Source organism: Corynebacterium sp. ACRPQ (assembly GCF_022347225.1).
Taxonomy (GTDB): domain Bacteria; phylum Actinomycetota; class Actinomycetes; order Mycobacteriales; family Mycobacteriaceae; genus Corynebacterium; species Corynebacterium tuberculostearicum_D.
This window is the reverse complement of the sequence record NZ_JAKRNF010000001.1, coordinates 50,353-73,102: the sequence shown is the minus strand read 5'-3', so window position 1 is coordinate 73,102 and position 22,750 is coordinate 50,353. Positions and strand designations below refer to the sequence as shown.

Here is a 22,750-nt window from a genome sequence, read left to right as displayed (position 1 = left end):
ATACTCTCTAATGCGCGGTCGCGCTACGTTGTCGCCTAGACTCAACCAAGTGACTATTGCTACCGCTGCCCCATCGCGCACCACGCACGACACCGTGGCTCCGCCAGCACCCCGCGCCTATCAGTGGGGCAAGGCTGACTGGATAAGCACTAGCGTCGTCGGCGTCCTTGCACTCATTACCCGCTTTGTCGGCCTTACCGCGCCCGTTTCCAAGGGCACGCCCGTCTTTGATGAAAAGCACTACGTTCCCCAAGCCTGGGACATGGTGCGAAGCTGGGATAACCTTTTTATCGGCGGTATTGAAACCAACCCCGGCTATGGGCTGGTGGTACACCCACCGCTGGGCAAGCAGATCGTGGCACTTGCCGAATGGGTCTTTGGTTATTCCCCTCTGGGCTGGCGTTTTATGACGGCGCTTTTCGGAGCAGCCACCGTGCTCTTGACGATGTCCCTGGCCCGCCGGGTCTCTTCATCCTGGCAGGTAGCAACCCTAGCTGGCCTCATCGCCGTATTTGATGGCGTGCTCTTGGTCTCCTCCAAGTTCGGCATGCTGGATATCTTCCAAGTCTTCTTCGTGGTAGCCGCCGCCTGGGCGCTCGCCCGCGATCATAATCAGATGCGCGAGCGCCTCCACAACGCGTTTGTGAAGGACCGGATGGGCTCTTCCGCCTTCGGACCGCGCTTTGGATTCCGCTGGTGGCGCCTCCTTGCAGGTGTCTGCCTGGGACTTTCCCTGGGCGTCAAGTGGTCCGGCCTGTACTTCATCATGTTCTTTGGCCTGTTGTCCGTCTTTAGCGACCTTGCCTTGCGCAAGCGCTATGGGGTACGCCGCTATATCCTCGGCACCCTGGTGCGCGATACCCCTGCTGCCCTGGCCTCCCTTGTGCTCGTGCCGGTACTGCTCTACGCCTGGACCTGGCGGGCTTGGTTTGCCTCCGAAACCGCCGTGTACCGCCATGCCAAGGTGGATGGCACCATCGAGGATGGATCGTGGCTAATGAACTTGCCCGATTCTTTGGCCGGCTGGTTTTACTACCACTCCTCTGTCTTGGAATTCCATGCCAGCCTGACCTCTTCCGGCGGCCATCATCACCCGTGGGATTCCAAGCCCTGGGCCTGGCTCGTTGCCGCCCGCCCGATCCTGTACTACTCCTCCACCGACCTGCAGTGCGGCGATGGCAGTAGCGAATGCCGCAAGATGCTCTACCTCTTTGGCACCCCGGCCATCTGGTGGCTAGTCATCCCGGCCGTGCTGTGGGGCCTGTGGTCGCTCATTATTCGCCGCAACCGCGCCTTCCTTATCCCCCTGGTCGGCTTTGCGGCAGGCTTCTTACCCTGGCTCGCGGCCTTTGACCGCCAAATGTACTTCTTCTACGCCACGGCCTTCATTCCTTTTGTCATCGTGCTTATTGCGTTAGCTTTAGGCCAGCTCATCGGGCATGGCAGGCCTGTGCGGTGGGGATGGCTGAAGAGCTTGGCCGGCGGCCCCGTACGTTGGGGCACCATCGCCGCCGTGTTCTACCTAGCCATGGTAGTGGCGATGTTCTTCTACTTCTCCCCCATTTTGTACGGCTACAAGATTCCAGATTCCTGGTACCACTCCATGATGTGGCTGCCGAGCTGGACCTAACCGCGACTGAACGAAGCTTATTGTGGCTGCGCGTTGAGGGACTTCCACCACGCGCGCACCAGGTAGCCCTTTTCCGCCGCCCAGGCCCACGCCAGGCTAAGAGTTGCCAGTGCGGTGGCGATAAGGAAATACACCTGCTCAATGGTTACGGTACCCAGCGCTATATCGCGCATGCCAAAGCCGAAGAGGAAGGCAAACATCGTGGCCGATACCGGAAGCAATCCGGTGACTGCCGCGGGGCGCCAGGCGCTGAAGAATAAGCCACAGGCCATGCCAAAGCGCACTGCCGCGCCCTCCATCAGCAGGTTGGCTCGCTCCGGATCCGCAGTGGGATCCAGAACTTTTCCTTCCTCGCCCAACGGTACGAGCCCGGAGGCGTGCACGATGAGCACCACTGCCCAGATTGCAAAGATTGCACCCATAAGAACCATGGCGGCACGCGCGACCGTGAGGTTGGCTTGGCGCGCGCTCGCGGTACGCCGCCATTCCGGCTCCACGCCGGCCAAGATGACATCAGAAAGATCCGTGGGCGGCGCCATACCGGAATCCGCAGGCTCCACAAAGCTCAGTGAACGCGATAGCGCGGCCGCCTTGTCGCGAAAAGCGCGGCATTCGGCGCAGCTTTCCAAGTGAGTATCAATGACGTCCTGGGACAGATCGGAGTGCTCTCCATCCATGTGCGCGGAGATTGCCGCTTGGACCTGGCTATGCGTCAACATTGCTGAGCACCCCGTCCATGCTGGCTCTACCGGAGCCAAAAATTACGATCATAAGCAGGGATACCAGCAATACCAGTGGGTATTCGATTCCCCCATCGGCAGCAAATAACCCGTGCCCCAAATGCACGAAATACAGGGCACACCCCATGAGCAATGCGAGTGCCCCGGCGACAAAGGTGGTGAGCAGACCAACGACGAGGAATGCACCGCCGGCCATCTCTCCTATGGCGGCGATATAGCCGGAAAGCTGTGGCTGCGGCACCCCCAGGGCGGAAAATTGCCCCACGGTTTCATCCATGCCGGTCATAAACATCTTGTCCACGCCGTGTGCGATAAAGATTATTCCGAGGACCGCTCGAAAGATAAGCAGTGCAGCATCGCGTACGGCAGGTCTATTCATGCTGAACAGATTACCCTGAACCCCTCACCCGATGCGAAGGCAATGGACTACACCCATACTCCTGGGAAATTCGCCCTTTGGCGGGGGAAGGAAAAGAACACAGCGGCGCGGGCTGTTTCAATGGGAACCACGCACAAAAGATAAAAGGAGAACACACCATGAGCGAACCAACCACGCAGTCCGAAGAGCGCACCACCTTGGTCTATGACGATGATGGCCTGGGCCGCCCGCCTTGGGCGATGTCCTCGCCGATCTTAAAGGAGTATTACGACACCGAATGGGGCCTGCCCATTTTCGATGAAGCTGGACTTTACGAGCGTTTGAGTCTCGAGTCTTTCCAGTCCGGCCTGTCCTGGGCAGTGGTGCTCAAGAAGCGCGAAGCCTTCCGTGCGGCCTTTTGCAACTTCGATCCGGACAAGGTCGCCCAATTCGGCGAGGCAGATGTGGAGCGTTTGCTTGGCGACGCCTCTATTATCCGCAACGAAACCAAAATCCGCGCCGCAATTAATAACGCAAAGGCGACCATCGCTTTGCGCGAGGAAGGCGGGCTGGCGGAGTTCATTTGGGCCTACCAGCCTCCGGAGAACCTCTACCCCACCGTGATGGAAGATATTCCGAAAAAGAGCTACGAGTCCAAGCTCATGTCCCGCGAACTCAAGAAGAAGGGCTTTCGCTTCGTTGGACCGGTTACCTGTTTCGCCCTCATGGAGGCCATCGGCATGATTGACACGCACCTTATCGGCTCCCATCGCCGCGGTACCTCCGGGGTGTGGTTGGAGAGCGGCGTGCCGAATTATGGCCTAGCGCAGGAATACAACGCGCTCGCGAACTCGCAGACAGCGAGCGCTGACGAGCTTCACGGCGCTGCTAGCTAGTCCGCCTTACGCGCTTATCCAGCGCGGCGGGCCGCTAGGTCATCGCGGCGGCCGTAGCCATCGGGCCCGGCGTGCGGGCCGTCAAAGTCGCCGTCCTCACCATCGCTATAGCTCAGCGGAAGGTGCACGAAGTCCGGGCTCTCGTCGTCGATTTCCACAACCACGGCACCTGGGCGGCGCAGGTTGCGCGGAATCTTTAGTTCTTCATCCTCGGCGTTGCGCACGCCCAAACGGGCGCGGCGCAGGTGGCGCACGCGGCGGCGCATCAGTGCCTGTTCCTGGCGGACCTGAGAGCGAAGGGCGATCAAGTAGGCCACGGTGAGCACGCCGGCGACGGCAGCCAACCACCACGTCCAGCCACCGACCACGATTCCGAGGGCTACCGTGAGCACCACGGCCACGGCCAGCCCCAGCAGGGTGCGCTGACGGCGCTGGTAGCGCGTTGCAGACTTTTCCTTTTCCGCTACCGGGTCCCAACCACCGCGGCCCAAACGACGCTGGGCGAATTCGACCTCGTCCTCGGACAGGTCGGTATCCATGCCGGTTTCGTCTGCTTCGGCGGTCGCCGCGAGTTCCTCGGATCCCTCGGCCTCGTCTTCCTCGTCCGCGCCGGCAGGAACTACGGAGTCGTTCTCACTGACCTCGGCCTTGTCTACGGCCCCCGGATACATGAGGTCTACCGGCGAGGTATAGGTTTCGTCGTAGGCATATGCATCGCTCGCCACACTAGAGACAGCTGGGGCGCTAAATACCTCAGCCTCAGCGGCAGCAACATCGGAGGCATTGTCCTTAGTGGACTCGTCCGCGGCGTCGTCCTCGTCCTCAAGGAGCACGTCATCGACATCGTCCGCCTCTGCGGCATTGGCTTCCTCGTCCGCATCAGCCTGCTGAGAGGCAGGAACCGCAGCTGCCTTTGGCTCGACTGCAGACTCGTCTTCTTCTGCAATCGCTTCTTCCACCAATTCGCCGTCGATGGTTTCTGCCTGTTGCGTGGATTCTTCACCGGCGGTGGAGGCAGATGCAGCAGTAAACGCACGGCTACCGCTACCGAAGGGCTGGGACTTGGCCCGGCGTGCGGCACCGGCAATAGTTACGGAGCGCGAAGAGGGCTTGGTGGCCTCGGCATCGGATTCACTGTCGGCAACGTCTGCAGCCTCGACGACTTCGTAGTCCGCCTCGTCCTCATCGTCACGGCGGTGGACGTCGCCGGCGCGCAGGCGCGGACGACGCCGGCCAGCGACCTTGCCGGAATCGCCTTCAAAGAGGACACGGGTATCTTCAAAGGCCTCACCGGTATGGCTCATTGGGCGATTATTCCTACCCAATAGCCACGGTGCGAGCACGAAGAGCCACACCACGATGATCGCGATAATCGGCACAGCTGTCGACACGAAAAGGACCTTCCCCTTGAATACAGATGATTACTCCACCTTAAACGGTGAAACCGCACCGTAACACCCCAAATTCGCACAAATTACAATGTTGTGACTTATGTGAAAACTGAGGTCGGATTCCCAGCGATTGGGACGCTATTTCACGCCAACCGTCCAGCTTGGCGGAGGCGCTCCACCGCCGTAGAGGCAAAGTCTTCTTTCACCAACGCCACGAAGTGGTGGTCCTGCCACGCGCCGTCGATATGCAGATTGCGCCGCAAATACCCCTCATGCCGGAACCCGTTGGCGGCCAAGACGCGCCCCGAGGCCGGGTTGTGCTCCAGATAGGTGGCGGTCACGCGGTGCAAACCCACCCGCCCAAAGGCATGGTCCACGCCCAAGGCGGTCGCGGCCGTAGCCACCCCGGCGCCGTGAACCGCAGAATAGACCCAGTAGCCAATCCAGCAATCGCGAATGCTGCCATGCTGAATGTTTCCCAGGGTTACCTGCCCTGCGAATTTCCCCTCCACCTCAATGACAAGCGGGACCACCAGCGCCTCGCGGGCGGCCGTGCGCAGGTACATCAGGTGATTCCACCACGCCTGCTGGCTATGCGCTGCCGCCCACGGTGCGGCTTGGGTCGGCTCAACCGGGCGGAGGAAGCCTTCATCGTCGATGCGCTGACGCCGCCACTCATGGCCGTCGGAACGCAGCAGAGGGCGCAAGCGCATCCGCGCCCCCGAGGGAAAGACAGAAGAGGAGGGAAGCTGGACAATAGGAGTAGATTCCGGCCACCCCGGGTGCATGTCATCGGTGGGGCCGGTAGCAGGATGGCGGAACCTATCCGCCGCGTTGCTGAAAGGATCGAGCATTAGCTGCGCTGGGTCAAAAACAACACATCAACCACATCGCCTGGGCGGATTTCCGTGACCTCTTCCGGCACGCGAATCATGGCGTTGGCTTCGGAGAGGCCGGCCAAGAGGTGGGCTGGGGCACCCGCGGCACCGCCGAGGCCTTCCACCAAGTAATCCGCGGTTTCGGCATCGCGCATCAGGCGAGCACGGATGAAGCCGCGCCGGCCGGGGCGGGAATCGATGTGGTTCAACGCGCGCGCACGCACCACGCGGCGGTGCGCATTGCGCTTGCCCAGCGCCAAGCGGATGAGCGGGCGGATATATACCTCAAAGACCACAAGCGCAGACACCGGATTGGACGGCAGCAAGAAAGTAGGAATGCGCTCCTCGCCCATCAGCCCAAAACCTTGGACGGAGCCGGGGTGCATGGCCACGCGCGAGGTATCAATATCACCAAGGTCGTCGAGAATCTCGCGGATCGCTTCGGCACCAGCGCCGCCCACCGCGCCGGAGATAACCAACACCTCGCTGCGGGCAATGTGCTTTTCCAATGCTTCGCGGATGCGGCGCGGCTCGCCCTCCGCAATGCCCACGCGGTGCACCTCCGCCCCGGCTTCGCGGGCCGCAGCAGCCAAGGAATAGGAGTTCACGTCAAAGACCTGACCCAGCGCCGGCTCTTGGTCCAAGTCAACCAACTCGCGGCCAAAGGAAATGATGGTAATACGTGGGCGCGGATATACCAGCACCTTTGAGCGGCCCACCGCGGCTAGAAGGCCAATCTGAGCTGGACCCAAGACGGTCCCGGAGGATACAGCGACATCGCCAGGCTGGATATCGTCGCCTACCCGGCGCACAAAATCACCAGAGCGCACCGGGCGGTGGGCGGTAACGCGCTTGCGGCCGCGGTCGGTCCACTCGAGGGGAAGGACGGCGTCGGCAAGCGTGGGCAAAGGCGCACCCGTATATACGCGCACCGCTTGCTTAGGTTGCAAGCGCAGCGGCTGCTTGGAGCCGGCCGGAACCTCACCCACCACGGGCAAGGAACGCTCTACCTCCGGCTGCGGGGAATCCGCATCCTCTTCGCTCTCTGCGGACTGTTCTTCTTGGTCCTTGTGGCGGCGCACCCGCAAGCCCCGCTCGCCGCCAATATCCACGGCGCGCACCGCGTAGCCATCGATGGCCGCTTGCGGGAAGCCTGGTAATGGCTGGTTAGCCTGTACCTGCTCGGCGCACATCAAACCCAGCGCGTTGGAAATACCGATGCGCACCGGCTCCGGCGTCGTCGCCGCATCCGTTACCAGCGCCAACTGGTCATCAACTGAACGCATAAGGTCTATGCCCGCCCTTTCTTCGCTTCCACGTCCTTGGCCACTGGGAAAATCCCTAGGCTAGGCCGTGCTCGTCCTCATACTCGGCCATGATTTTCTTAATCGCTTTATACAGCGTGGGACCATACTTTTCATCGCGCAGGCCAAAGTCCACGTTGGCGGGGATATAGCCGCCGGGATTGCCCAAATCATGGCGCTTTCCTTGGTGAACTACCACGTGGACGGGCTCGCCTTCCTCAATGAGGAGCTCGATGGCGTCAGTAAGCTGCAGCTCGCCGCCCTTGCCCGGCTTAATGCGGCGCAGGGCATCAAAGATCTTGCGATCCAAAAGGTAGCGGCCGGTGGCCACGAGGTTAGAAGGGGCTTCCTCTACTGCCGGCTTTTCCACCATGCCCACGACCTTCTTCACGCCAGGGGCATCGGTATCTTCCACGTCGAAGACGCCGTAGTTGTAGGTCTGCTCGCGCGGGACCTCGAAGGCGCACAGCACGCTGCCGCCCAATGCCGCGCGCACGCGCGCCATATCCGCCATGACGGTGGCGGGCAAGACAATGTCATCAGGGAGCATGACGGCGAAGGAGTCCTCGTCTTCCCCAAGCACCTCTTCAGCAAGGCCCACCGCATGGCCCAAGCCCAGCGGCTTTTCCTGCTCCACCGCGACGGGGTGAATGATCTGGTTGGCGCGCTTGACCTTGGCCACCTGCTCGTCCTTGCCGCGGGATTCAAGGGTCTCTACCAGCTCGGGGAAAGCCTCGAAATGGCGCATGACTTCTTGTTTATCGGGCGCGGTAATCACCGCAAGGCGGCGCGCGCCGACAGAGGCCGCCTCCTCTGCGATGAGTTCGATGCCGGGAGTATCAACAACGGGCAGCAGTTCCTTTGGAACCGTCTTGGTGGCGGGCAAAAATCGGGTGCCCATACCTGCCGCTGGAACTACAACCGTGGTGATTCCGCGGGCGGAATCTTCGCGTTCTATAGCCATGCACAATAGCGTACAACGCCACATTATTTTCCCGTGCACCGCTACGCCGCGGGGTTATGATTTATTCATGACCTCTTCCATCACCGCCAAAAACGAGCTGCGCGCCCGCTTGGTCCAGGCCCGCCGCGAACTTTCCTCCGAGGACCACGATGCTTTTACCGCCGCCGTGCGCAAGCATCTCGAATCCGAGCTCACCGAGTCCATGACGGTGGCCGCCTACTGGCCTTTGGGCTCTGAGCCCGGTGGTGCGGACTTTGTGCCGTGGCTCAAGGAGCATGTCTCCCGCGTCCTCCTGCCGATTTCCGGTGAGAATGGCACGTTGACCTTTGCCGAATACCGCGGCAAGGAAGCCATGCACACTAGCCCATTGGGTTTGAATGAGCCTCAGGGCCCAAGCTTTGATAGCAGCGTGCTGGCCGAGTGCGATCTGGTGCTCGCCCCCGCCATGGCGGTAGATGCCAAGGGCAACCGCATGGGCAAGGGCGGTGGCTACTATGACCGCGCGCTAGAGCCGCTTCCCCACGGCAAGCCGCCGGTTTTCGCCATGGTCTACCCTTCCGAATTCCTAGACGAGCTGCCTACCGAGGACCATGACCGCAAGGTTGATGCCGTCGTCACCGCAGAGGGCATCACACGCTTCTAGTTTTAGGGTGCGGGAACCATGCGCGGTTTCGGGCAGTCTAAAAAAGTATGTCCACTTCGCGTATGCCCCGCCTCATTTCCACCCTTCGCACTCCTGGCCACCGCCGCGGCGTTGTAGTGCGCCGCGCCATTGCGGTGGCCCTTCTTATTGCCGCGCTGGCTTCGGCCTTATCTGCGGCCAAGGAGCTGCCGCGCGTTCCCGTCTTTAGCCGCGATCTGCCTGCGGGCGCGGAGCTGGCGCTTGCCGACGTCGACTTGGCCCGCCTTCCTGCCTCCTCCATCCCCGATTCCGCAGTAGCGGCAAAGCCAGAAGAACTCACCGGCCGCGTTATTACCGCCGCAGCCGGCAAGGGTGAGGTGGTCACCGATGCGCGCCTTCTAGGAGAAGACCTCGTCTCCAGCTTGGTCGGTGGCTCCGACGCCGCGGCTGCGCGGATGATCCCGGTGAAGCTCGCCGAGCCAGACATCATCCCCCACCTGCACCATGGCGATACCGTGGACGTGGTAACCGCCGTCGACGCCGCATCCGCCCCAGCCGCAGAGGGGTCGGCTCCCGCAACGCCCACCGCGCGCGTTATCGCCACCGGCGGGCGCGTGGTGTCGACCTCCAGCGCCGAAGGCGAGGCCTCTTCCTCTACTGTTTTGCTCGCGCTGCCCCATGACCACGCCAATGATGTAGCCGCTGCGTCGCTAAGCCAGCCACTCACTGTAGTTATCGTGGGTGACCGCGCTCACCCACAGCAACGCTAGACCCTTTCAGCCACAACAGTTGTGGTTGGTTAACAGCTGCACTAAAGTTTCGCGGTGTCCATGGTTTATACCAACCCTTAGTTTTTCCCAGAAAGGTTCGTGCATATCACCATGCTCAAGGGTTTTAAAGACTTCATTATGCGCGGCAACGTCATCGAACTTGCCACCGCAGTCATCATCGGCTCCGCCTTCACCGCGATCGTCACCGCCGTTACTGACTCCATCATCCAGCCGATCATCAATTCCCTTGGCTCTGCTGAGGTGGACGGCCTAGGCTTCCAGATCACCGACAACAAGAACACGTTTGTTGACTTCGGCGCAGTAATCACTGCAGCGATTAACTTCCTCATCATCGCCGCGGTGGTTTACTTCCTCATCGTCATGCCACTCAATAAGCTCACCGAGGCCGCTAAGCGCCGCCACGGTGTAGACCCTGAGGCCCCTGCCCCAACCTCCGAGGAATTGCTCGCGGAAATCCGCGACCTGCTCGAGGCCCAGAATGTCTCCGATAAGGACATCCCGGGTACCGGCATTGACGGTTCCGCCCGCGGCGCTGCCGACGCCGATCACGGTTCTACCGGCGGCGGCCGCCACCAGGCCTAGTTCCCTTCGCTGCTTGCGCAGCACAGAGCCCGTGGTTTCACTTCTTCGAAAGCGAAACCACGGGCTTTTATCTACCTCTGTGGCTACCTACCTGCGGCCTGTCTTAGGCACTAGCCGCCGTAGTGTGGGGGCTGATTCTCTCGGTAGAACTGTTCATCACGCTGGCCGGACTCCCCCTCTGTCGCCGCCGAATCCGCGTCATCAACGGTAACGATTCTCTCCTCATCGGCACCATCGGCAGCGTGTGCGCCGGGCTTATCAGCACTACGGTCATAATCGACAGCAGCAGATTGGCGGAATACTCGCCGGCGATTTCTCCGCGACGTCATAGAAAATACCCTGCGTTTACTGGACGCTAGACTGCTGCAGCTGGTCAATGAGGTGGTGCACCAGAGGCGCCAAGGTAGCCATGCCATCGCGGACGGCAGCGCGCGACGAGGCAAGGTTGACCACGACGGTAGAGCCCGAAACGCCCGATAGGCCGCGGGACGTGCAGGCATCCACCGCGCCACAAGCTTGGCCAGAAGAACGCAGCGCCTGGGCCACACCCGGAACCATCTTATCGATCACGGAGCGGGTAGCCTCCGGAGTCTTATCGCGCGGGCCCACGCCGGTGCCGCCGACGGTGAGGACCAAATCCACGCCACCGACCACAGCGGTCTCAATGGCCTGGCGGATCTTGGATTTCTTGGAACGCACCACGATGGCGCCATCAACGCGGAAATTAGCCTCCGCGAGCAGCTCGCTTACCAGCTGCGAAGTGCTATCGGATTGCTCACCGGGATGATCGGTGACAATAACGATGAGCCCGCGGCGCGGGGCAGCAAGGCTATCCTCCTGCTCGCTTGCTAACAAGAAGGCATCATCGGGTTCGGCTAGATCCATCAAGGAATCGCGCTTATTCGCGCCGTCGGGCTGCGCGGAGTCGGTCACATCGTGCTGCGAATCTGGCATTTTTCTCCTTAAGTTAAGGCAATACGGCCTTGTGGCGGGGTGAGGTACGGCGCATTCAGCACCTAATGAGGTCTTGCACAGTAATTTACTCGCCTGAGAGGGTTACCTCTACCTGACGGGTTTCTTCCGAGTCTTCGCGGGTAACCTCCAAGGTCACCGTCGCACCAAAGTCTTGCGATCGCGCCGCCGCAATAAGCGCATCGGCGTTTTCAATCAGGCGATCGTTGACGCGGGTGACAATGTCGCCATCCTTTAAGCCCGCCTTATCTGCCGGGCCGCCCGACTCTACCTCGGCGATGCGGGCACCATTGCCGTCGTCGCGCGCTAGCACCTTCACGCCAAGGGTCGGGTGAGAAACTTTGCCGTCATTGATGAGCTCATCTGCCATTCGCTTGGCAAAGTTGGATGGAATGGCAAAGCCCAAGCCAATGGAGCCGCCCTCGCCGGAGGAACTATTAGACAGCGAAGCAATCATGGAGTTCATGCCCACGATATTGCCGTCTCGATCCACCAACGGACCGCCCGAGTTGCCAGGGTTTACTGCGGCATCGGTCTGAATGGCGTCAATCAATGAAGATTCGCCGCCTTCCTGGGAAGCGCGAACGGGACGGTTCTTTGCCGATACGATACCGGAGGTCACGGTCGCGTTTAGCCCCAAAGGAGAGCCCACGGCCACTACCTCTTGGCCCACAGCAACGGAATCGGAGTCACCGAATTGCAAGAAGGGCAGGTCTTTGACGTCCTTGATTTTCACGATGGCCACGTCCGTATTCGCATCCGAGGCCACCACCTCAGCATCATGCCTACTGCCGTCATTCATGGTCACCTGCATCATGCCACCGTGCTCAGCACCGGCAACCACGTGGTGGTTGGTCAAAACATAGCCGTCTGGGGAGATGACAGAACCAGAGCCTTCAGCGCCACCAGTACGAGTCATCGTCTGGATAGAAACCACCGAGGGCAAAACCTTGGAGGCAACTTCTTCAACGGAACCCTGCTCCGGTTCCTTACCGGTGCTATTGTTCGCCGGCTCAGCCTTAAGGGCTTCATTGACCACGGAGGTATCGTTATTGCCTCCCCCGGAACTCATGCCGACCACAGCGCCGGCGATCGAGCCTGCGGCGATGGCAGCGACGGCCGCCAGAGCGGTGGCGGCGCCCAAGCCAATTTTCTTCTTTTGCTCCGGCTGCGGAGGCAGCGGGGTGACCATCGGGCCTTCCTGTCCCTGACCGCTAAAGTTTTGGGCCTGTGGGGCATTCGGATAGGGCCCCAGCGAACCTAGCGTTCGCTGGTCATTGCCTTCAGCACCGCCGCGCGGTTGATTCCAGCCTTGCGAATAGGAGCCGGTCTCTTGTGCCTGCGCGCCAGCGTCGCTGTGAAGACCAAATCCGTCACTGTAGGGGCCAGCGTTGCCAGCCACGGCATCTTGCTGGTTGGTTTCTCCAAAGTTCGGACCACCCTGAACCGGATCGGCCCTACCCGGGCCTTCCTGGGACGCTCCCTCCGGGGAGTTCCCATCAAAGCCTCGGTAATCGTCATTCCTCATGTTCATGAGAAAACTATGCCTCACTTCGCTTGGTCAAGACTGATACTGATCTGCCAACCTACTAGGAATTCCTGAAAGGTTGCTGTATTACCTCACCAGTATAAACGCTTGTACGCTAGCTCTGATTAAACCAGCGCTGCGCAAAGATTTCACCGCGGTCGATCGAGTCTTCCTTACCACCCGGCAGCCCCTCTTGCGGCTCTGCCAAACCGTCCACGAAAATCTCCCCCGTCACAGGCTTGCCCGGCAAGATGATTTCCATGCGGGTACCACCATCATTAGACTCGCGGATCTTGATGGTGCCATCGTGACGTTCAATCACCGATTTCACAATGGCCAAGCCCAAGCCCGAGCCCGGCATGGAGCGCGCTTCTGCCGAACGATAGAAGCGCTCAAAGACCTTCTCCCTTTCCTCCGGTGCAATGCCAGGCCCGGAGTCATCAAAGCGCAGGCGCACCTCGTGGGTGGATAGCTGCTCCATAGACACGCGCACCGTGCCAGTAGCCGGCGACCACTTAGCCGCATTATCCATAAGATTAAGCGTGGCACGGCCCAATGCGAAGGGGTCGCCGTCCAGCTCCCACGGGATAAAGCGCACCAAGAACTCCACATCGGGACGGCGGCGGCGCGCACGCTCCAGCGAAGCCATCATGACTTCACACAGGTCCACCGGCTCCGGTTCGCGCTCATTGCCGTCCTCACGCGCCAAATCAACGAGGTCTCCAATCAAGGTGGAGAGCTCATTCATCTGGGACATGACGTCATCTTCGAGGTCCCTGCGGTCTTCATCGCTCATACCAAAGCCACCACCGGCCCGATTGAGCATCATCAAAAGCTCAATATTGGTACGCATAGAGGTCAGCGGGGTTTTCAGCTCGTGCCCGGCATCGGCTACGAACTGAGACTGCTGCGAACGGGATTCCTGCAGCGCCTCCAGCATCTGGTTAAAGGAGGTGGTCAACTGCGCCATCTCGTCGTTATTAGAGACCTCAATAGGGCGCAGGTCGTTGGTCTGCGTCACGTAATCCACCGCTCGCTTCAGCCGGGCGATGGGTTGCATACCGGTTTTGGACACGATGAGGCCTGCAAAAATGGCGAGCACGATGCCAAGGGCAACGATAATCAGTAGCACCGTGCCCAAGATGGCGATGAGCTCTTGCGTAGGAGCGAGAGACTGAGCGACGACCACGGTAGAACCAAGATCATGACGCTTGGCCAGCACTCGCTCGCCGCCCACGGTACGCACGGAAGTTTCCGTGTAATCCTCCGTCCGATGGAAGTCCCCGCCCACAGGAATGGTGTCGCCGTAGGAAAAGCTCATGGAGGGCGGTGATAGGGCTACGCGGGTGCCAGGGTTATAGGACTTAAAGTCCTCGATCTCCTGGTCCACGTTATCCATGAACCGTGGATCCTGGCTTTGCCGCAACAAGACATCGGCCTTGGCCTCCAGGCGGTCGTCGACGGAGGCAGTAAGGGACAGAGAAACTACCCAATACGTTGCCAACGTCATCAAGGCAACGGCTACGGCCACCACAAGGCCCGTAACAGTAGCAAGGCGCCACCGCAGTGGCGCCCGTGAAGCCCAACTCCCCTGAGGCTCAGAGAACTCGGTAAGAGGGGTGGACTGTACTTTCCCGGAAGCCACCGCAGGGGAAGCGGGCTTCCTTAAAATCACGGATTAGACTCCCTCAAGACATACCCCACGCCACGGACGGTGTGGATGAGGCGAGCATCGCCCTCGCCCTCCGTCTTCTTACGCAGGTAGCCGATATAGACCTCGAGAGCATTGCCGGAGGTAGGGAAATCGTAGCCCCAGACTTCTTCCAGGATCTTGCTGCGAGAGAGAACCTTGCGGGGATTTTCCATCAGCAGTTGCAGCAGCGCGAACTCGGTACGCGTCAAGGAAATGGCCCGGCCACCGCGGCTGACTTCGCGGGTATCGGCATCAAGTTCAAGGTCCTCGAAGCTCAGCTTGCTTTCCACTGGGGCTTCAGCTGCGATGGAATCTGCGGAGGCGCGGCGCACCAAGGAGCGCACACGGGCCAAGAGCTCCTCCAATGCGAACGGCTTCGGCAGGTAGTCATCTGCGCCGGCATCAAGGCCAGCCACTCGGTCCGAAACACCATCGCGCGCAGTCAGAACGAGGATCGGACGGTCCCAGCCCTCACTGCGCAGGGTGCGGCACACCTCAAGGCCATCCATGTTGGGCATCATGACGTCCAAAATAAGCAATTCGGGATTCTCAGCGCGCACCGTCTCCACGGCCTCCAAGCCGTCGTTAGCGGTCAGCACTTCGTAGCCGTTAAAGCGTAAGGAACGGCGTAGCGATTCGCGGACGGCTTGTTCATCATCCACCACAAGGATTTTCATAGTCCTAATTATTACTTATGGCAGTCAACTTCATGAAGTTAAGGGAAATATTTACCCCCACAGTCCCCCAAATACGGTTAAAACATGCTTATAGGACGCTTCTAAAGCTAAAAATCCCCGCCCAGCCCTCTAATCGAGAGCGGACGGGGAGATTAAAGAGCGAGCTTAGAACTGCTCTACGTCAACCAGACCCAGCTTGGCAGCCTTAACCAGGCGGCGCGGGATGCGGACGGTCTGGCCGTCGATGGTGACTTCCTGGAGGGCCACATTGTCAGCCTTCCACTGGGAACGGCGTGCGTGGGTGTTCGCACGGGACTTCTTAAACTTAGGAGTTGCCATTTTCTACTCTCCTCCTTACGCGTTCTTCTTCTTGCGGCGAGCCATGCCACCGAAGCGCTGGTTGAAGCGCTCGACGCGGCCGGCGGTATCCATAACGCGCTGTGCACCAGTCCAGAACGGGTGGGACTCAGCGGTAACGTCAACGACGATCAGTGGGTACTCGTTGCCGTCTTCCCACTCAACGGTGCGGTCGGAGGAAGCGGTGGACTTGGTCAAAAAGGAGTGACCGGTACCAGCATCACGGAAGACTACCGGGTGGTAATCCGGGTGAATATCTTTCTTCATATATATTCCCTCAGGGTTGGACTACGGGTCGGTTCCACGCCCCTAGCGTGGATCGTGCCCGAGTTGGGACGTACAAATTTCACTCTGTTAACCGCGCGCCGCGTGGCACGGGTCAACAACCTGAATTATCCTACAGTCAACTGACCCATATACGAAATCCCCGACCAGCAGCGACCACTCATTTCACTCACGTTTCTTGCGCCACGCTAAGCGTCGCCCCACAGGCAAACACCACCCCAGCACGGCAAATGGCCCACTTGCCGCAGCAAGGCAGCGATTAGGTAATTCGCGTCCGAGGCTGTAAGATTTCCCCTTGCTGTTGTCAAAATATACGTTTTACGCCCCGTCTACTGGTGTTTGACGATGGCGCCGCACCCGCTCACACCTCACTTTTGAGCACTGCCACCCTCACACGGCAGTCGGCGCTTCATTGTCTATAGCCATGATGTGGGCGGCTAGGAGAAAGAAGACCCATGTCGGCTATTTGCCAGGTAACGGGCCGCAAGCCGGAATTCGGCAAGCAGGTCTCGCACTCGCACCGCCGCACTTCGCGCCGTTGGAACCCCAACGTGCAGCGTCGTCGCTACTACCTGCCCTCTGAGGGCCGTACCATCACCCTGAATGTTTCCACCAAGGGCATGAAGATCATCGACCGCGATGGCATCGAGTCCGTTGTGGCTAAGATTCGCGCACGTGGGGAGAAGATTTAAGTATGGCACGTAACGATATCCGCCCAATCATCAAGCTTAAGTCCACTGCGGGCACCGGTTACACCTACGTGACCCGTAAGAACAAGCGCAACAACCCGGATCGCATCACCTTGAAGAAGTTCGATCCGATTGCCCGCAAGCACGTCGAATTCCGCGAGGAGCGATAATCAATGGCTAAGAAGTCCAAGATCGCTAAGAACGAGCAGCGCAAGGAAATCGTCGCCCGCTACGCGGAGCGTCGCGCTGAGCTCAAGAAGATCATCAAGAACCCGAACACCCCGGATGAGGAGCGTCTAGAGGCTCAGTTCGAGCTGAACCGCCAGCCTCGTGACGCTTCCCCAGCCCGCGTACGTAACCGTGACGCTGCCGATGGCCGCCCACGCGGTTACCTCCGCAAGTTCGGCCTGTCCCGTGTCCGTATGCGCGGCATGGCTCACCGTGGTGAGCTGCCGGGCGTTCGTAAGTCCAGCTGGTAAAGGGGTAATTGCACAATGGCTAATAAGCGCAATAACCAAAAGAAGTTCCGTATGGAGCAGAGCCGTCGCCCAAAGAAGAACCCTTTGAAGGCTGAGGGCATCGAGAAGGTGGACTACAAGGACACCAAGACTCTGCGTCTGTTCATCTCGGATCGTCACAAGATCCGTTCCCGTCGCGTCACCGGTCTGACCCCGCAGCAGCAGCGTCAGGTTGCTACCGCAGTCAAGAACGCACGCGAAATGGCTCTCCTGCCGTTCACCACCCGCTAAACAGTAGCTGGGTATCAACAGCGCACTTTTGCCGCTGGCAAGTGTGACACGGTAAAAGAACCATAAGCTTTCGCCGCCTCCCTCCTCGAGGGCAGGCGGCGAAAGTCGTTTTAATCCTCCCCTCCCCTTCCGCGCGGCCCACATGCCCGGATCACAGAACCGAAGTGTTAGATTGAAAGCATTCGTGCACCCCGCAGCCGGCGGGGAAGCATCGGCCCCGCACTAGTGAAAGGCAGTGAGCAATGGCCCTGCACCAATCCCTACTCGATCTTTCCGAGCTCGCCCCGCACTGCCAGTCCCGCGCTACGGCCCGCGGACTGCTCGCAGAGGCCCAAGATATCTTGCGCAATGCGGTCGCCCACCAGGACAATGAGATTGAATTGGCCCACTGGTATTCCCGGCTGATTACGGATATTGTTCGCTCCCCGGGGGTCAACTCCCCGGTCCACCTTACCGGAGCCGCCGCCCGCGGCGACCAGCTGCCCTCCATGCCTGTGGAGTGGGTGGGCCAGGATGACGACCTCCAAGAGGTCTTCGCCGATGTCGGTCTCCAAGCTCACGCAGCCGCCGATTCCATCGCCGTGCGCGTCGACGCCGGCCTGCCCCTTGGAAACAGCGGGGAACAAGCGCTACTAGAAGAAGCCTTGGGCCAGCGCCCGCCTGCCCTAAAGATGGTCGATGGCCTGCCGAACCGTGATGCAGCGGTGGATATTAAGGTCACACTGCTCTCCCCCATCGCGGCAATCGCACGCTGGGCGGCGCCGGGGCCGCGCCCCACGGTGGATCGCCTAGCGATCGGCGTGGAACGCGATCTCCTCAGCGCCGCAGACGCAGAGTCGTTGGACCTAGCGTGGCGCACCGGTTATGCGTTAGAGTTGCGCCGTTGGTACGAGGGCGTTAGCGATCGCCCGGCCACGCTGCGCGATCTTCCGCCGCTGGACCGCACCGCTTATGGTTCTGCGTGCCGCATTGTCTCGGCGGCGTTTGAGTCTATTTCCCGGCGGGCAGAAGAATATAAATAGTCTCTACGGTGCGGATTCGGAAGCAGTACCTAGTCGGGCATAAGATTGTACAGTTGGTTATTAAAAGTGAATTCTCTTTTGTGAAAGGAGTCGTCCCACCGCATGGCAGGCAATGTCGGTAGGCCGCGCAAACACAGTCCGCGGCGCAGGGGCAATAGCGCCCGTGAGGAGATTTTGGACGCCTCCTCCGAGCTTTTCACTACTCAGGGTTTTGCTACCACGTCCACGCACCAGATCGCAGACGCGGTAGGCATCCGTCAGGCGTCGCTGTACTATCACTTTCCGTCCAAGACGGAGATTTTCCTGACGCTGCTCAATTCCACCATCGAGCCCTCCTTGGAGTTGGCCGATGAATTGGCGGGCACCGACGCGGACCCGGCACAGCGCCTGTGGTCTTTGGTCGCCGCAGAGTCGCGTCTGCTGCTCACCAGTGGCTGGAACGTGGGTCGCTTGTATCAGCTGCCGGTGGCTAATTCTTCAGAGTTCTCCGAGTACCACGAGTCGCGCGACCGCCTGCAGAATCATTTCCGCTCCACCGCCGCCGCTATTGTGGGCGAGGATGACCCCAGGGTGGAGCTGCCCTTCCACATCGCGCTGTCCGTTATTGAAATGCGCCCCAATAACGGCACCCCGCCGTTCGACGCTTCCCAGTCGGTTCCGGAGACTGCTGCCATGCTTGCCGACGCCGCCTTGGCCGTCCTCGGCGCCTCCGTCCCCGACAATGCCGAGGAAACTACTTTGGAGTTGCTGAAGAATCGCAACGACTCCATCTCTGCGGCCGCCGCCGCAGCGGCCGACCGCAAGAAGAAGTCGTGCTAACTCTTTCTTAGCGCTGCCACGACTCCGTGAATTCGCCCGTGGCTGCCAATCCGCCGCCCTCGCGCACGCTCACTGCGCTCGGGGTCACCACTATGATCGACGGATCCGCATTGACGTAGTAGTTATTGCCGTCTTGGGTAACGTCGCTCGTCTGGAACTGGCCATCAAACATCGACGAGCGATAGATCTTGTCGCCACCTCCGGTCTCGCAAATGATAACCCTGCCGTCGGGACCAGCCCCAGCGAACAAGGCACGCTCAAAGCGCTGACAGTTGGCGTAGCCACCATCGAGCCATCCGTACTCGTTGAAACCAGCAATGTAGTTTCCCACACCAGTCTTCTGACCGCCACCGGTGGAAGACGGGGCCTCCTGCTTTTCCGTCTGCGTGACCGTGACTACCGGCGGTTCCTCCGGGGCTTCCTCTTCCTTGGTTACGGTCTCTTGCGCGGGCGTGGATTCCTCGGCGTTCTCCTCTTCTTTGTCGGAGTTATTGACCGTGGTCATTCCGCTGCCCTTACCTTTGAAGCTCGGGGCGGATTCGTCCGAGGAGTCGCTGCAACCGCTCAGCGCGAGGCTGGCGGCCACGAGCGGGAAGAAGCCTGCGGCGATAAGCGGGCGGAGGCTTAAGCGAGAAGTCATGAGTTTTCCTTTCTACTGACAGGCTTAGCAGGCAGGGCTGGGCCACTGGGTTTCGGCCTGCGCTAGGGCTTCGGCCATGGAGGTAAGCACCGTTTGGGTGGAGGCGTACTGGCCATCAGGAGACGAGGCGATTAGTGCCACGGCGACGTCGTGCCCGCCCAGCTGCACAATGCCCATCTGCCGCACGTCGTAGGCGCCGGCGGGGCTCGGGCCCCAGCCGCCCTTCATCAAGGCGCCCGGCAAGGTGCGCAGGCCGTAGGCTTGGGCGGGATCGGCGACCCCCATGGCGTCGATAATCGGCTGGGCTCCCTCAACGCAACGCACCCCGGCCATGAACTTTGCTTGGTTGCCCACGCTCCACATGGTTTGGCCAAAGGCCGTAAATTCCGGCCGGGTGACCTGGGATTGAACCTGGGTGGCGGTATCGCCCGCCTCCGCGATGACGCTTTGCGCGGCCTGCGCGCCAGCGGTCCCCTCCCCTAGCCCCGCCCACGCGGCCTTGGCGGCCTCGTTATCGGAGTAGGTGATTGCAGAGGAAACCAGCTGGCTATCGGCCGCACCCATGCGATTCGCCGCGATGAGCACCGGCACCTTGGAGGTTGACCACGCGGCTTCGGGAGCGGTGCGCCCCGCTTCAATGGTGGTCGTGCCATCGGAGACCGCGATGCCCACATCGCCGTGTTCGGCCACGATGCGGTCAAGCACGGCTTGGACGTCACCGGAAGGGGCCGCGGCCGATGGCTCTGAGGAAGAGGCAGGCGCAGGCGAGGCGGCCGGCGCTGCGGATGAGGCCGCGGGCGCTGCGGACGTGGTCTCTTTTCCGTAGAGGGGATCTGCCGTGCCACGTGCTTCGGTGTTGACGAAAGTAGGGGAATTATCCGCCGCATCCTCATCGCCGCAGGCGCTTAGGGTAAGCGCGCAGGCGATAAGGGCGGCTGCGGGGCCCCAGGCCCGGCGGATAGGGAATGTCATGGCGTCTAGCTTAGGCTAGTGCGCGAAGTGGCGGGTACCGGTCAGGTACAAAGTAACGTCGGCTTCCTTCGCTGCCGCGATGACTTCTTCGTCGCGGATGGAGCCGCCGGGCTGGACCACGGCCTTAACGCCGGCGTCGAGAAGCACCTGCAAGCCATCGGCGAACGGGAAGAAGGCGTCGGAAGCGGCGAAGGAGCCCTTGGTGCGGTTGGCGCCATCGGCCAGGGTGTTGGCGCGCTCGACGGCTAGCTTGGCGGAGTCAACGCGATTGACCTGGCCCATGCCCACGCCCACGGTGGCATTGTCCTTGGCCAGCAAGATGGCGTTGGACTTCACCGCGCGCACGGCGCGCCACGCGAACTCGAGCTCAGCCAGGTCGGACTCGTTGAGGGCCTCGCCCGCAGCCAGGGTCCAGTTGGCCGGGTTATCGCCCTCGGCCTGGTAGGTATCTGGCTCTTGGGTGAGCACGCCGCCGGAGATGTACTTGCGCTCCTCGTGCTGGTCTTCGTGCTCTGCCTGCAGCACGCGCAGGTTCTTCTTGGCCTTGAGAACTTCGATGGCGCCGTCCTCATAGGAAGGAGCGACGATGACCTCAGTGAAGATCTCCTTGACCTGCTCGGCCATCTCTACGGTGACCTCGCGGTTGACGGCAATGACGCCGCCGAAGGCGGACATTGGGTCGCACGCGTGGGCGGCGCGGTGGGCGGCGGCGATGGACTCCTCGGACACGGCAATGCCGCATGGGTTGGTGTGCTTGATAATCGCAACGCAGGGGCGCTCGTGGTCCCACGCGGCACGCCACGCGGCGTCCGCATCCTGGTAGTTGTTGTAGCTCATCTCCTTGCCATTGAATTGGGTGGCGTTGGCAAGGCCCTTGGAACCGATGCGGGTGACGGTAGCCGCCTGGTGAGAGTTCTCGCCATAGCGCAGCGGGGTGGTTTGGCCCTCCTCGCTGAGCTGGTCCACGAACCACGCGGAGACGGCCGCATCATAATCCGCGGTGTGCAGGAAGGCATCGCGGGCCAGGCCACGGCGCTGCTCCAGGGTAAAGCCACCGTTGTTCACGGCCTCCACTGCCTCGTCGTAGCGGGAAGGATCCACGACGACTGCAACAGACGGGTGGTTCTTGGCAGCCGCACGCACCATGGACGGACCGCCGATATCGATCTGTTCCACGCAGCCATCAAAATCCGCGCCCGAGGCCACGGTCTCGCGGAAGGGATACAGGTTGACCACGACGAGCTGGAAAGGCTCTACCTCGAGCTCGGAGAGCTGGTTGAGGTGATCTTCCTTGCGGGTATCGGCCAGGATGCCGGCGTGCACGCGCGGGTGCAGCGTCTTAACGCGGCCTTCCAAGCACTCCGGGAAGCCGGTGAGCTTTTCTACCGGAGTGACCTCGATGCCTAGGTCCGCGATCTTCTTCGCGGTGGAGCCGGTGGAGACGATTTCCACGCCTGCCTTATCAAGGGCGCGGGCTAGATCCTCCAGCCCGGTCTTGTCGTACACGCTGATAAGGGCGCGCTTTACCTGCTTGCGGTCTTCGCTCATGAGGAGGATTAAGCCTTTCGAAAAGTCTTAGTCTGCGAGTTGAATAGATAGTTTCTCGTCGTGGACGTTAGCTGCACGCAGCACCTCCACGATGAGGTCGCGCTCTACTTGTTTAATACGCTCGTGGAGGGTGGACTCGTCATCGTCCGCATTGATGGCAACGGGGCGCTGCGCGATGATGGAGCCGGTATCCACGCCCGCGTCCACAAAGTGGACGGTAGAGCCAGTGATCTTCACGCCGTAATCTAGGGCGTCGCGCACCGCGTGCGCTCCCTTGAAGGCAGGCAGAAGCGCCGGGTGGGTATTGATGGTGCGGCCTTCGAAGCGGTCCAGGAATTCCTGGCCCAGGATCTTCATAAAGCCCGCAGAAACAACAACGTCTGGCTGCGCAGCATCTACTGCGTCAACCAGACGTTGATTCCATTCGGCGCGATCCGCCCCCAGCGCCACGACCTCGGTATCAATCCCGTGGTCCTGTGCGCGCGAAATACCGTGGCATTCCTTATCCGCCACCACCTTCACTACCTGGTAGTGCCCGGCTTGGGCATCCATGATGGCTTGCAGCAGGGAACCCGTTCCAGAAACGAGCACCACCACTCGGAGGCGTTCAGAGTCAGCGGTATAGCGCGGAGGCATCGGTGAA

28 protein-coding genes are annotated in these 22,750 nt (G+C 60.7%); 11 read left to right on the top strand and 17 right to left on the bottom strand.

The window, feature by feature from the left end; translation table 11 throughout:
- Window positions 1–10 precede the first annotated feature (10 nt).
- Window positions 11–1,630 (top strand): dolichyl-phosphate-mannose--protein mannosyltransferase, encoded by a 1,620-nt coding sequence (locus MHY24_RS00370; RefSeq protein ID WP_239227971.1) that lies wholly within the window; start codon window positions 11–13, stop codon window positions 1,628–1,630.
- A gap of 17 nt (window positions 1,631–1,647) precedes the next feature.
- Here MHY24_RS00370 and MHY24_RS00365 read toward each other — a convergent pair whose 3' ends face one another.
- Window positions 1,648–2,349: a zf-HC2 domain-containing protein gene (locus MHY24_RS00365; RefSeq protein WP_239227970.1), complete on the bottom strand. Its 702-nt coding sequence runs from the start codon at window positions 2,347–2,349 to the stop codon at window positions 1,648–1,650.
- Window positions 2,336–2,749 (bottom strand): DoxX family protein, encoded by a 414-nt coding sequence (locus MHY24_RS00360; RefSeq protein ID WP_239227969.1) that lies wholly within the window; start codon window positions 2,747–2,749, stop codon window positions 2,336–2,338. The genes MHY24_RS00365 and MHY24_RS00360 overlap by 14 nt, the downstream gene beginning before the upstream one ends.
- Window positions 2,750–2,907: 158 nt before the next feature.
- Here MHY24_RS00360 and MHY24_RS00355 point away from each other — a divergent pair, with 158 nt between their 5' ends.
- Entirely contained in the window at window positions 2,908–3,624 is a 717-nt protein-coding gene (locus MHY24_RS00355) for a DNA-3-methyladenine glycosylase I (RefSeq protein ID WP_239194401.1), read from the top strand.
- 14 nt (window positions 3,625–3,638) lie between these two features.
- On the opposite strand, the gene glpR is transcribed toward MHY24_RS00355, so the two are convergent.
- The 4 genes from glpR to MHY24_RS00335 form a co-directional block, all read right to left on the bottom strand.
- On the bottom strand, window positions 3,639–5,015 hold the full coding sequence (gene glpR, locus MHY24_RS00350; RefSeq protein ID WP_239227968.1) for a gephyrin-like molybdotransferase receptor GlpR: 1,377 nt from the start codon (window positions 5,013–5,015) through the stop codon (window positions 3,639–3,641).
- 143 nt (window positions 5,016–5,158) lie between these two features.
- Complete coding sequence (locus MHY24_RS00345; RefSeq protein ID WP_239227967.1) at window positions 5,159–5,869, bottom strand: GNAT family N-acetyltransferase; 711 nt, start codon at window positions 5,867–5,869, stop codon at window positions 5,159–5,161.
- Window positions 5,869–7,179 carry a gephyrin-like molybdotransferase Glp gene (gene glp / locus MHY24_RS00340; protein WP_239227966.1) on the bottom strand — a complete coding sequence of 437 codons (1,311 nt, stop codon included), beginning with the start codon at window positions 7,177–7,179 and terminating at the stop codon, window positions 5,869–5,871. Before glp ends, MHY24_RS00345 begins: the two co-directional genes overlap by 1 nt.
- 55 nt (window positions 7,180–7,234) lie before the next feature.
- Window positions 7,235–8,161: a UTP--glucose-1-phosphate uridylyltransferase gene (locus tag MHY24_RS00335; protein ID WP_204609782.1), complete on the bottom strand. Its 927-nt coding sequence runs from the start codon at window positions 8,159–8,161 to the stop codon at window positions 7,235–7,237.
- A gap of 67 nt (window positions 8,162–8,228) precedes the next feature.
- Here MHY24_RS00335 and MHY24_RS00330 point away from each other — a divergent pair, with 67 nt between their 5' ends.
- From MHY24_RS00330 to mscL, 3 genes are all read left to right on the top strand, one after another.
- A complete protein-coding gene (locus MHY24_RS00330; RefSeq protein ID WP_204609784.1) occupies window positions 8,229–8,804 on the top strand; it encodes a 5-formyltetrahydrofolate cyclo-ligase in 576 nt (191 codons plus the stop codon).
- Between the two features lie 62 nt (window positions 8,805–8,866).
- Window positions 8,867–9,553 (top strand): SAF domain-containing protein, encoded by a 687-nt coding sequence (locus tag MHY24_RS00325; protein ID WP_204611455.1) that lies wholly within the window; start codon window positions 8,867–8,869, stop codon window positions 9,551–9,553.
- A 111-nt stretch (window positions 9,554–9,664) separates the two neighbouring features.
- Window positions 9,665–10,156: a large conductance mechanosensitive channel protein MscL gene (gene mscL / locus MHY24_RS00320; protein WP_239228107.1), complete on the top strand. Its 492-nt coding sequence runs from the start codon at window positions 9,665–9,667 to the stop codon at window positions 10,154–10,156.
- A 110-nt stretch (window positions 10,157–10,266) separates the two neighbouring features.
- Here the strand turns inward: mscL and MHY24_RS00315 are convergent, their stop codons facing one another.
- The 7 genes from MHY24_RS00315 to MHY24_RS00285 form a co-directional block, all read right to left on the bottom strand.
- Window positions 10,267–10,485 (bottom strand): hypothetical protein, encoded by a 219-nt coding sequence (locus MHY24_RS00315; RefSeq protein ID WP_204609786.1) that lies wholly within the window; start codon window positions 10,483–10,485, stop codon window positions 10,267–10,269.
- Between the two features lie 16 nt (window positions 10,486–10,501).
- Window positions 10,502–11,110, bottom strand: a complete 609-nt coding sequence (locus MHY24_RS00310) for a molybdenum cofactor biosynthesis protein B (protein ID WP_204609787.1) — start codon at window positions 11,108–11,110, stop codon at window positions 10,502–10,504.
- An 85-nt stretch (window positions 11,111–11,195) separates the two neighbouring features.
- The gene (locus tag MHY24_RS00305; protein ID WP_239227965.1) at window positions 11,196–12,662 is read right to left on the bottom strand and encodes a S1C family serine protease; all 1,467 of its coding nucleotides are present in this window, start codon (window positions 12,660–12,662) and stop codon (window positions 11,196–11,198) included.
- Window positions 12,663–12,771: 109 nt separating this feature from the next.
- Window positions 12,772–14,187: a HAMP domain-containing sensor histidine kinase gene (locus MHY24_RS00300; RefSeq protein ID WP_239194387.1), complete on the bottom strand. Its 1,416-nt coding sequence runs from the start codon at window positions 14,185–14,187 to the stop codon at window positions 12,772–12,774.
- A gap of 140 nt (window positions 14,188–14,327) precedes the next feature.
- Window positions 14,328–15,026 carry a response regulator transcription factor gene (locus tag MHY24_RS00295; protein ID WP_005323792.1) on the bottom strand — a complete coding sequence of 233 codons (699 nt, stop codon included), beginning with the start codon at window positions 15,024–15,026 and terminating at the stop codon, window positions 14,328–14,330.
- A gap of 165 nt (window positions 15,027–15,191) precedes the next feature.
- Entirely contained in the window at window positions 15,192–15,365 is a 174-nt protein-coding gene (gene rpmF, locus MHY24_RS00290) for a 50S ribosomal protein L32 (RefSeq protein WP_005279913.1), read from the bottom strand.
- Window positions 15,366–15,380: 15 nt separating this feature from the next.
- Entirely contained in the window at window positions 15,381–15,650 is a 270-nt protein-coding gene (locus tag MHY24_RS00285; protein ID WP_005323793.1) for a type B 50S ribosomal protein L31, read from the bottom strand.
- 473 nt (window positions 15,651–16,123) lie between these two features.
- Between MHY24_RS00285 and rpmB the strand changes: the two genes are divergently transcribed.
- The 6 genes from rpmB (at window position 16,124) to MHY24_RS00255 (ending at window position 18,947) form a co-directional block, all read left to right on the top strand.
- Entirely contained in the window at window positions 16,124–16,360 is a 237-nt protein-coding gene (gene rpmB, locus MHY24_RS00280) for a 50S ribosomal protein L28 (RefSeq protein WP_005279911.1), read from the top strand.
- 2 nt (window positions 16,361–16,362) lie between these two features.
- A complete protein-coding gene (rpmG, locus tag MHY24_RS00275; RefSeq protein ID WP_005279910.1) occupies window positions 16,363–16,527 on the top strand; it encodes a 50S ribosomal protein L33 in 165 nt (54 codons plus the stop codon).
- A gap of 3 nt (window positions 16,528–16,530) precedes the next feature.
- Window positions 16,531–16,836: a 30S ribosomal protein S14 gene (gene rpsN / locus MHY24_RS00270; protein ID WP_005279906.1), complete on the top strand. Its 306-nt coding sequence runs from the start codon at window positions 16,531–16,533 to the stop codon at window positions 16,834–16,836.
- 15 nt (window positions 16,837–16,851) lie between these two features.
- Window positions 16,852–17,106, top strand: a complete 255-nt coding sequence (rpsR, locus tag MHY24_RS00265; protein ID WP_005279904.1) for a 30S ribosomal protein S18 — start codon at window positions 16,852–16,854, stop codon at window positions 17,104–17,106.
- 242 nt (window positions 17,107–17,348) lie between these two features.
- Window positions 17,349–18,128, top strand: a complete 780-nt coding sequence (locus MHY24_RS00260; protein ID WP_239227964.1) for a putative nucleotidyltransferase substrate binding domain-containing protein — start codon at window positions 17,349–17,351, stop codon at window positions 18,126–18,128.
- Window positions 18,129–18,230: 102 nt separating this feature from the next.
- Window positions 18,231–18,947, top strand: coding sequence for a TetR/AcrR family transcriptional regulator (locus MHY24_RS00255; protein WP_239227963.1), 717 nt, complete (start codon window positions 18,231–18,233; stop codon window positions 18,945–18,947).
- Window positions 18,948–18,954: 7 nt separating this feature from the next.
- Here the strand turns inward: MHY24_RS00255 and MHY24_RS00250 are convergent, their stop codons facing one another.
- The 4 genes from MHY24_RS00250 to purN are packed head-to-tail and all read right to left on the bottom strand — an operon-like array spanning window position 18,955 to window position 22,743.
- Entirely contained in the window at window positions 18,955–19,587 is a 633-nt protein-coding gene (locus MHY24_RS00250; RefSeq protein WP_239227962.1) for a hypothetical protein, read from the bottom strand.
- 24 nt (window positions 19,588–19,611) lie between these two features.
- Window positions 19,612–20,559 carry a hypothetical protein gene (locus MHY24_RS00245; protein ID WP_239227961.1) on the bottom strand — a complete coding sequence of 316 codons (948 nt, stop codon included), beginning with the start codon at window positions 20,557–20,559 and terminating at the stop codon, window positions 19,612–19,614.
- A 15-nt stretch (window positions 20,560–20,574) separates the two neighbouring features.
- Window positions 20,575–22,107 carry a bifunctional phosphoribosylaminoimidazolecarboxamide formyltransferase/IMP cyclohydrolase gene (purH, locus tag MHY24_RS00240; protein WP_239227960.1) on the bottom strand — a complete coding sequence of 511 codons (1,533 nt, stop codon included), beginning with the start codon at window positions 22,105–22,107 and terminating at the stop codon, window positions 20,575–20,577.
- 27 nt (window positions 22,108–22,134) lie between these two features.
- Entirely contained in the window at window positions 22,135–22,743 is a 609-nt protein-coding gene (gene purN / locus MHY24_RS00235) for a phosphoribosylglycinamide formyltransferase (RefSeq protein ID WP_239228106.1), read from the bottom strand.
- Window positions 22,744–22,750: the final 7 nt, after the last annotated feature.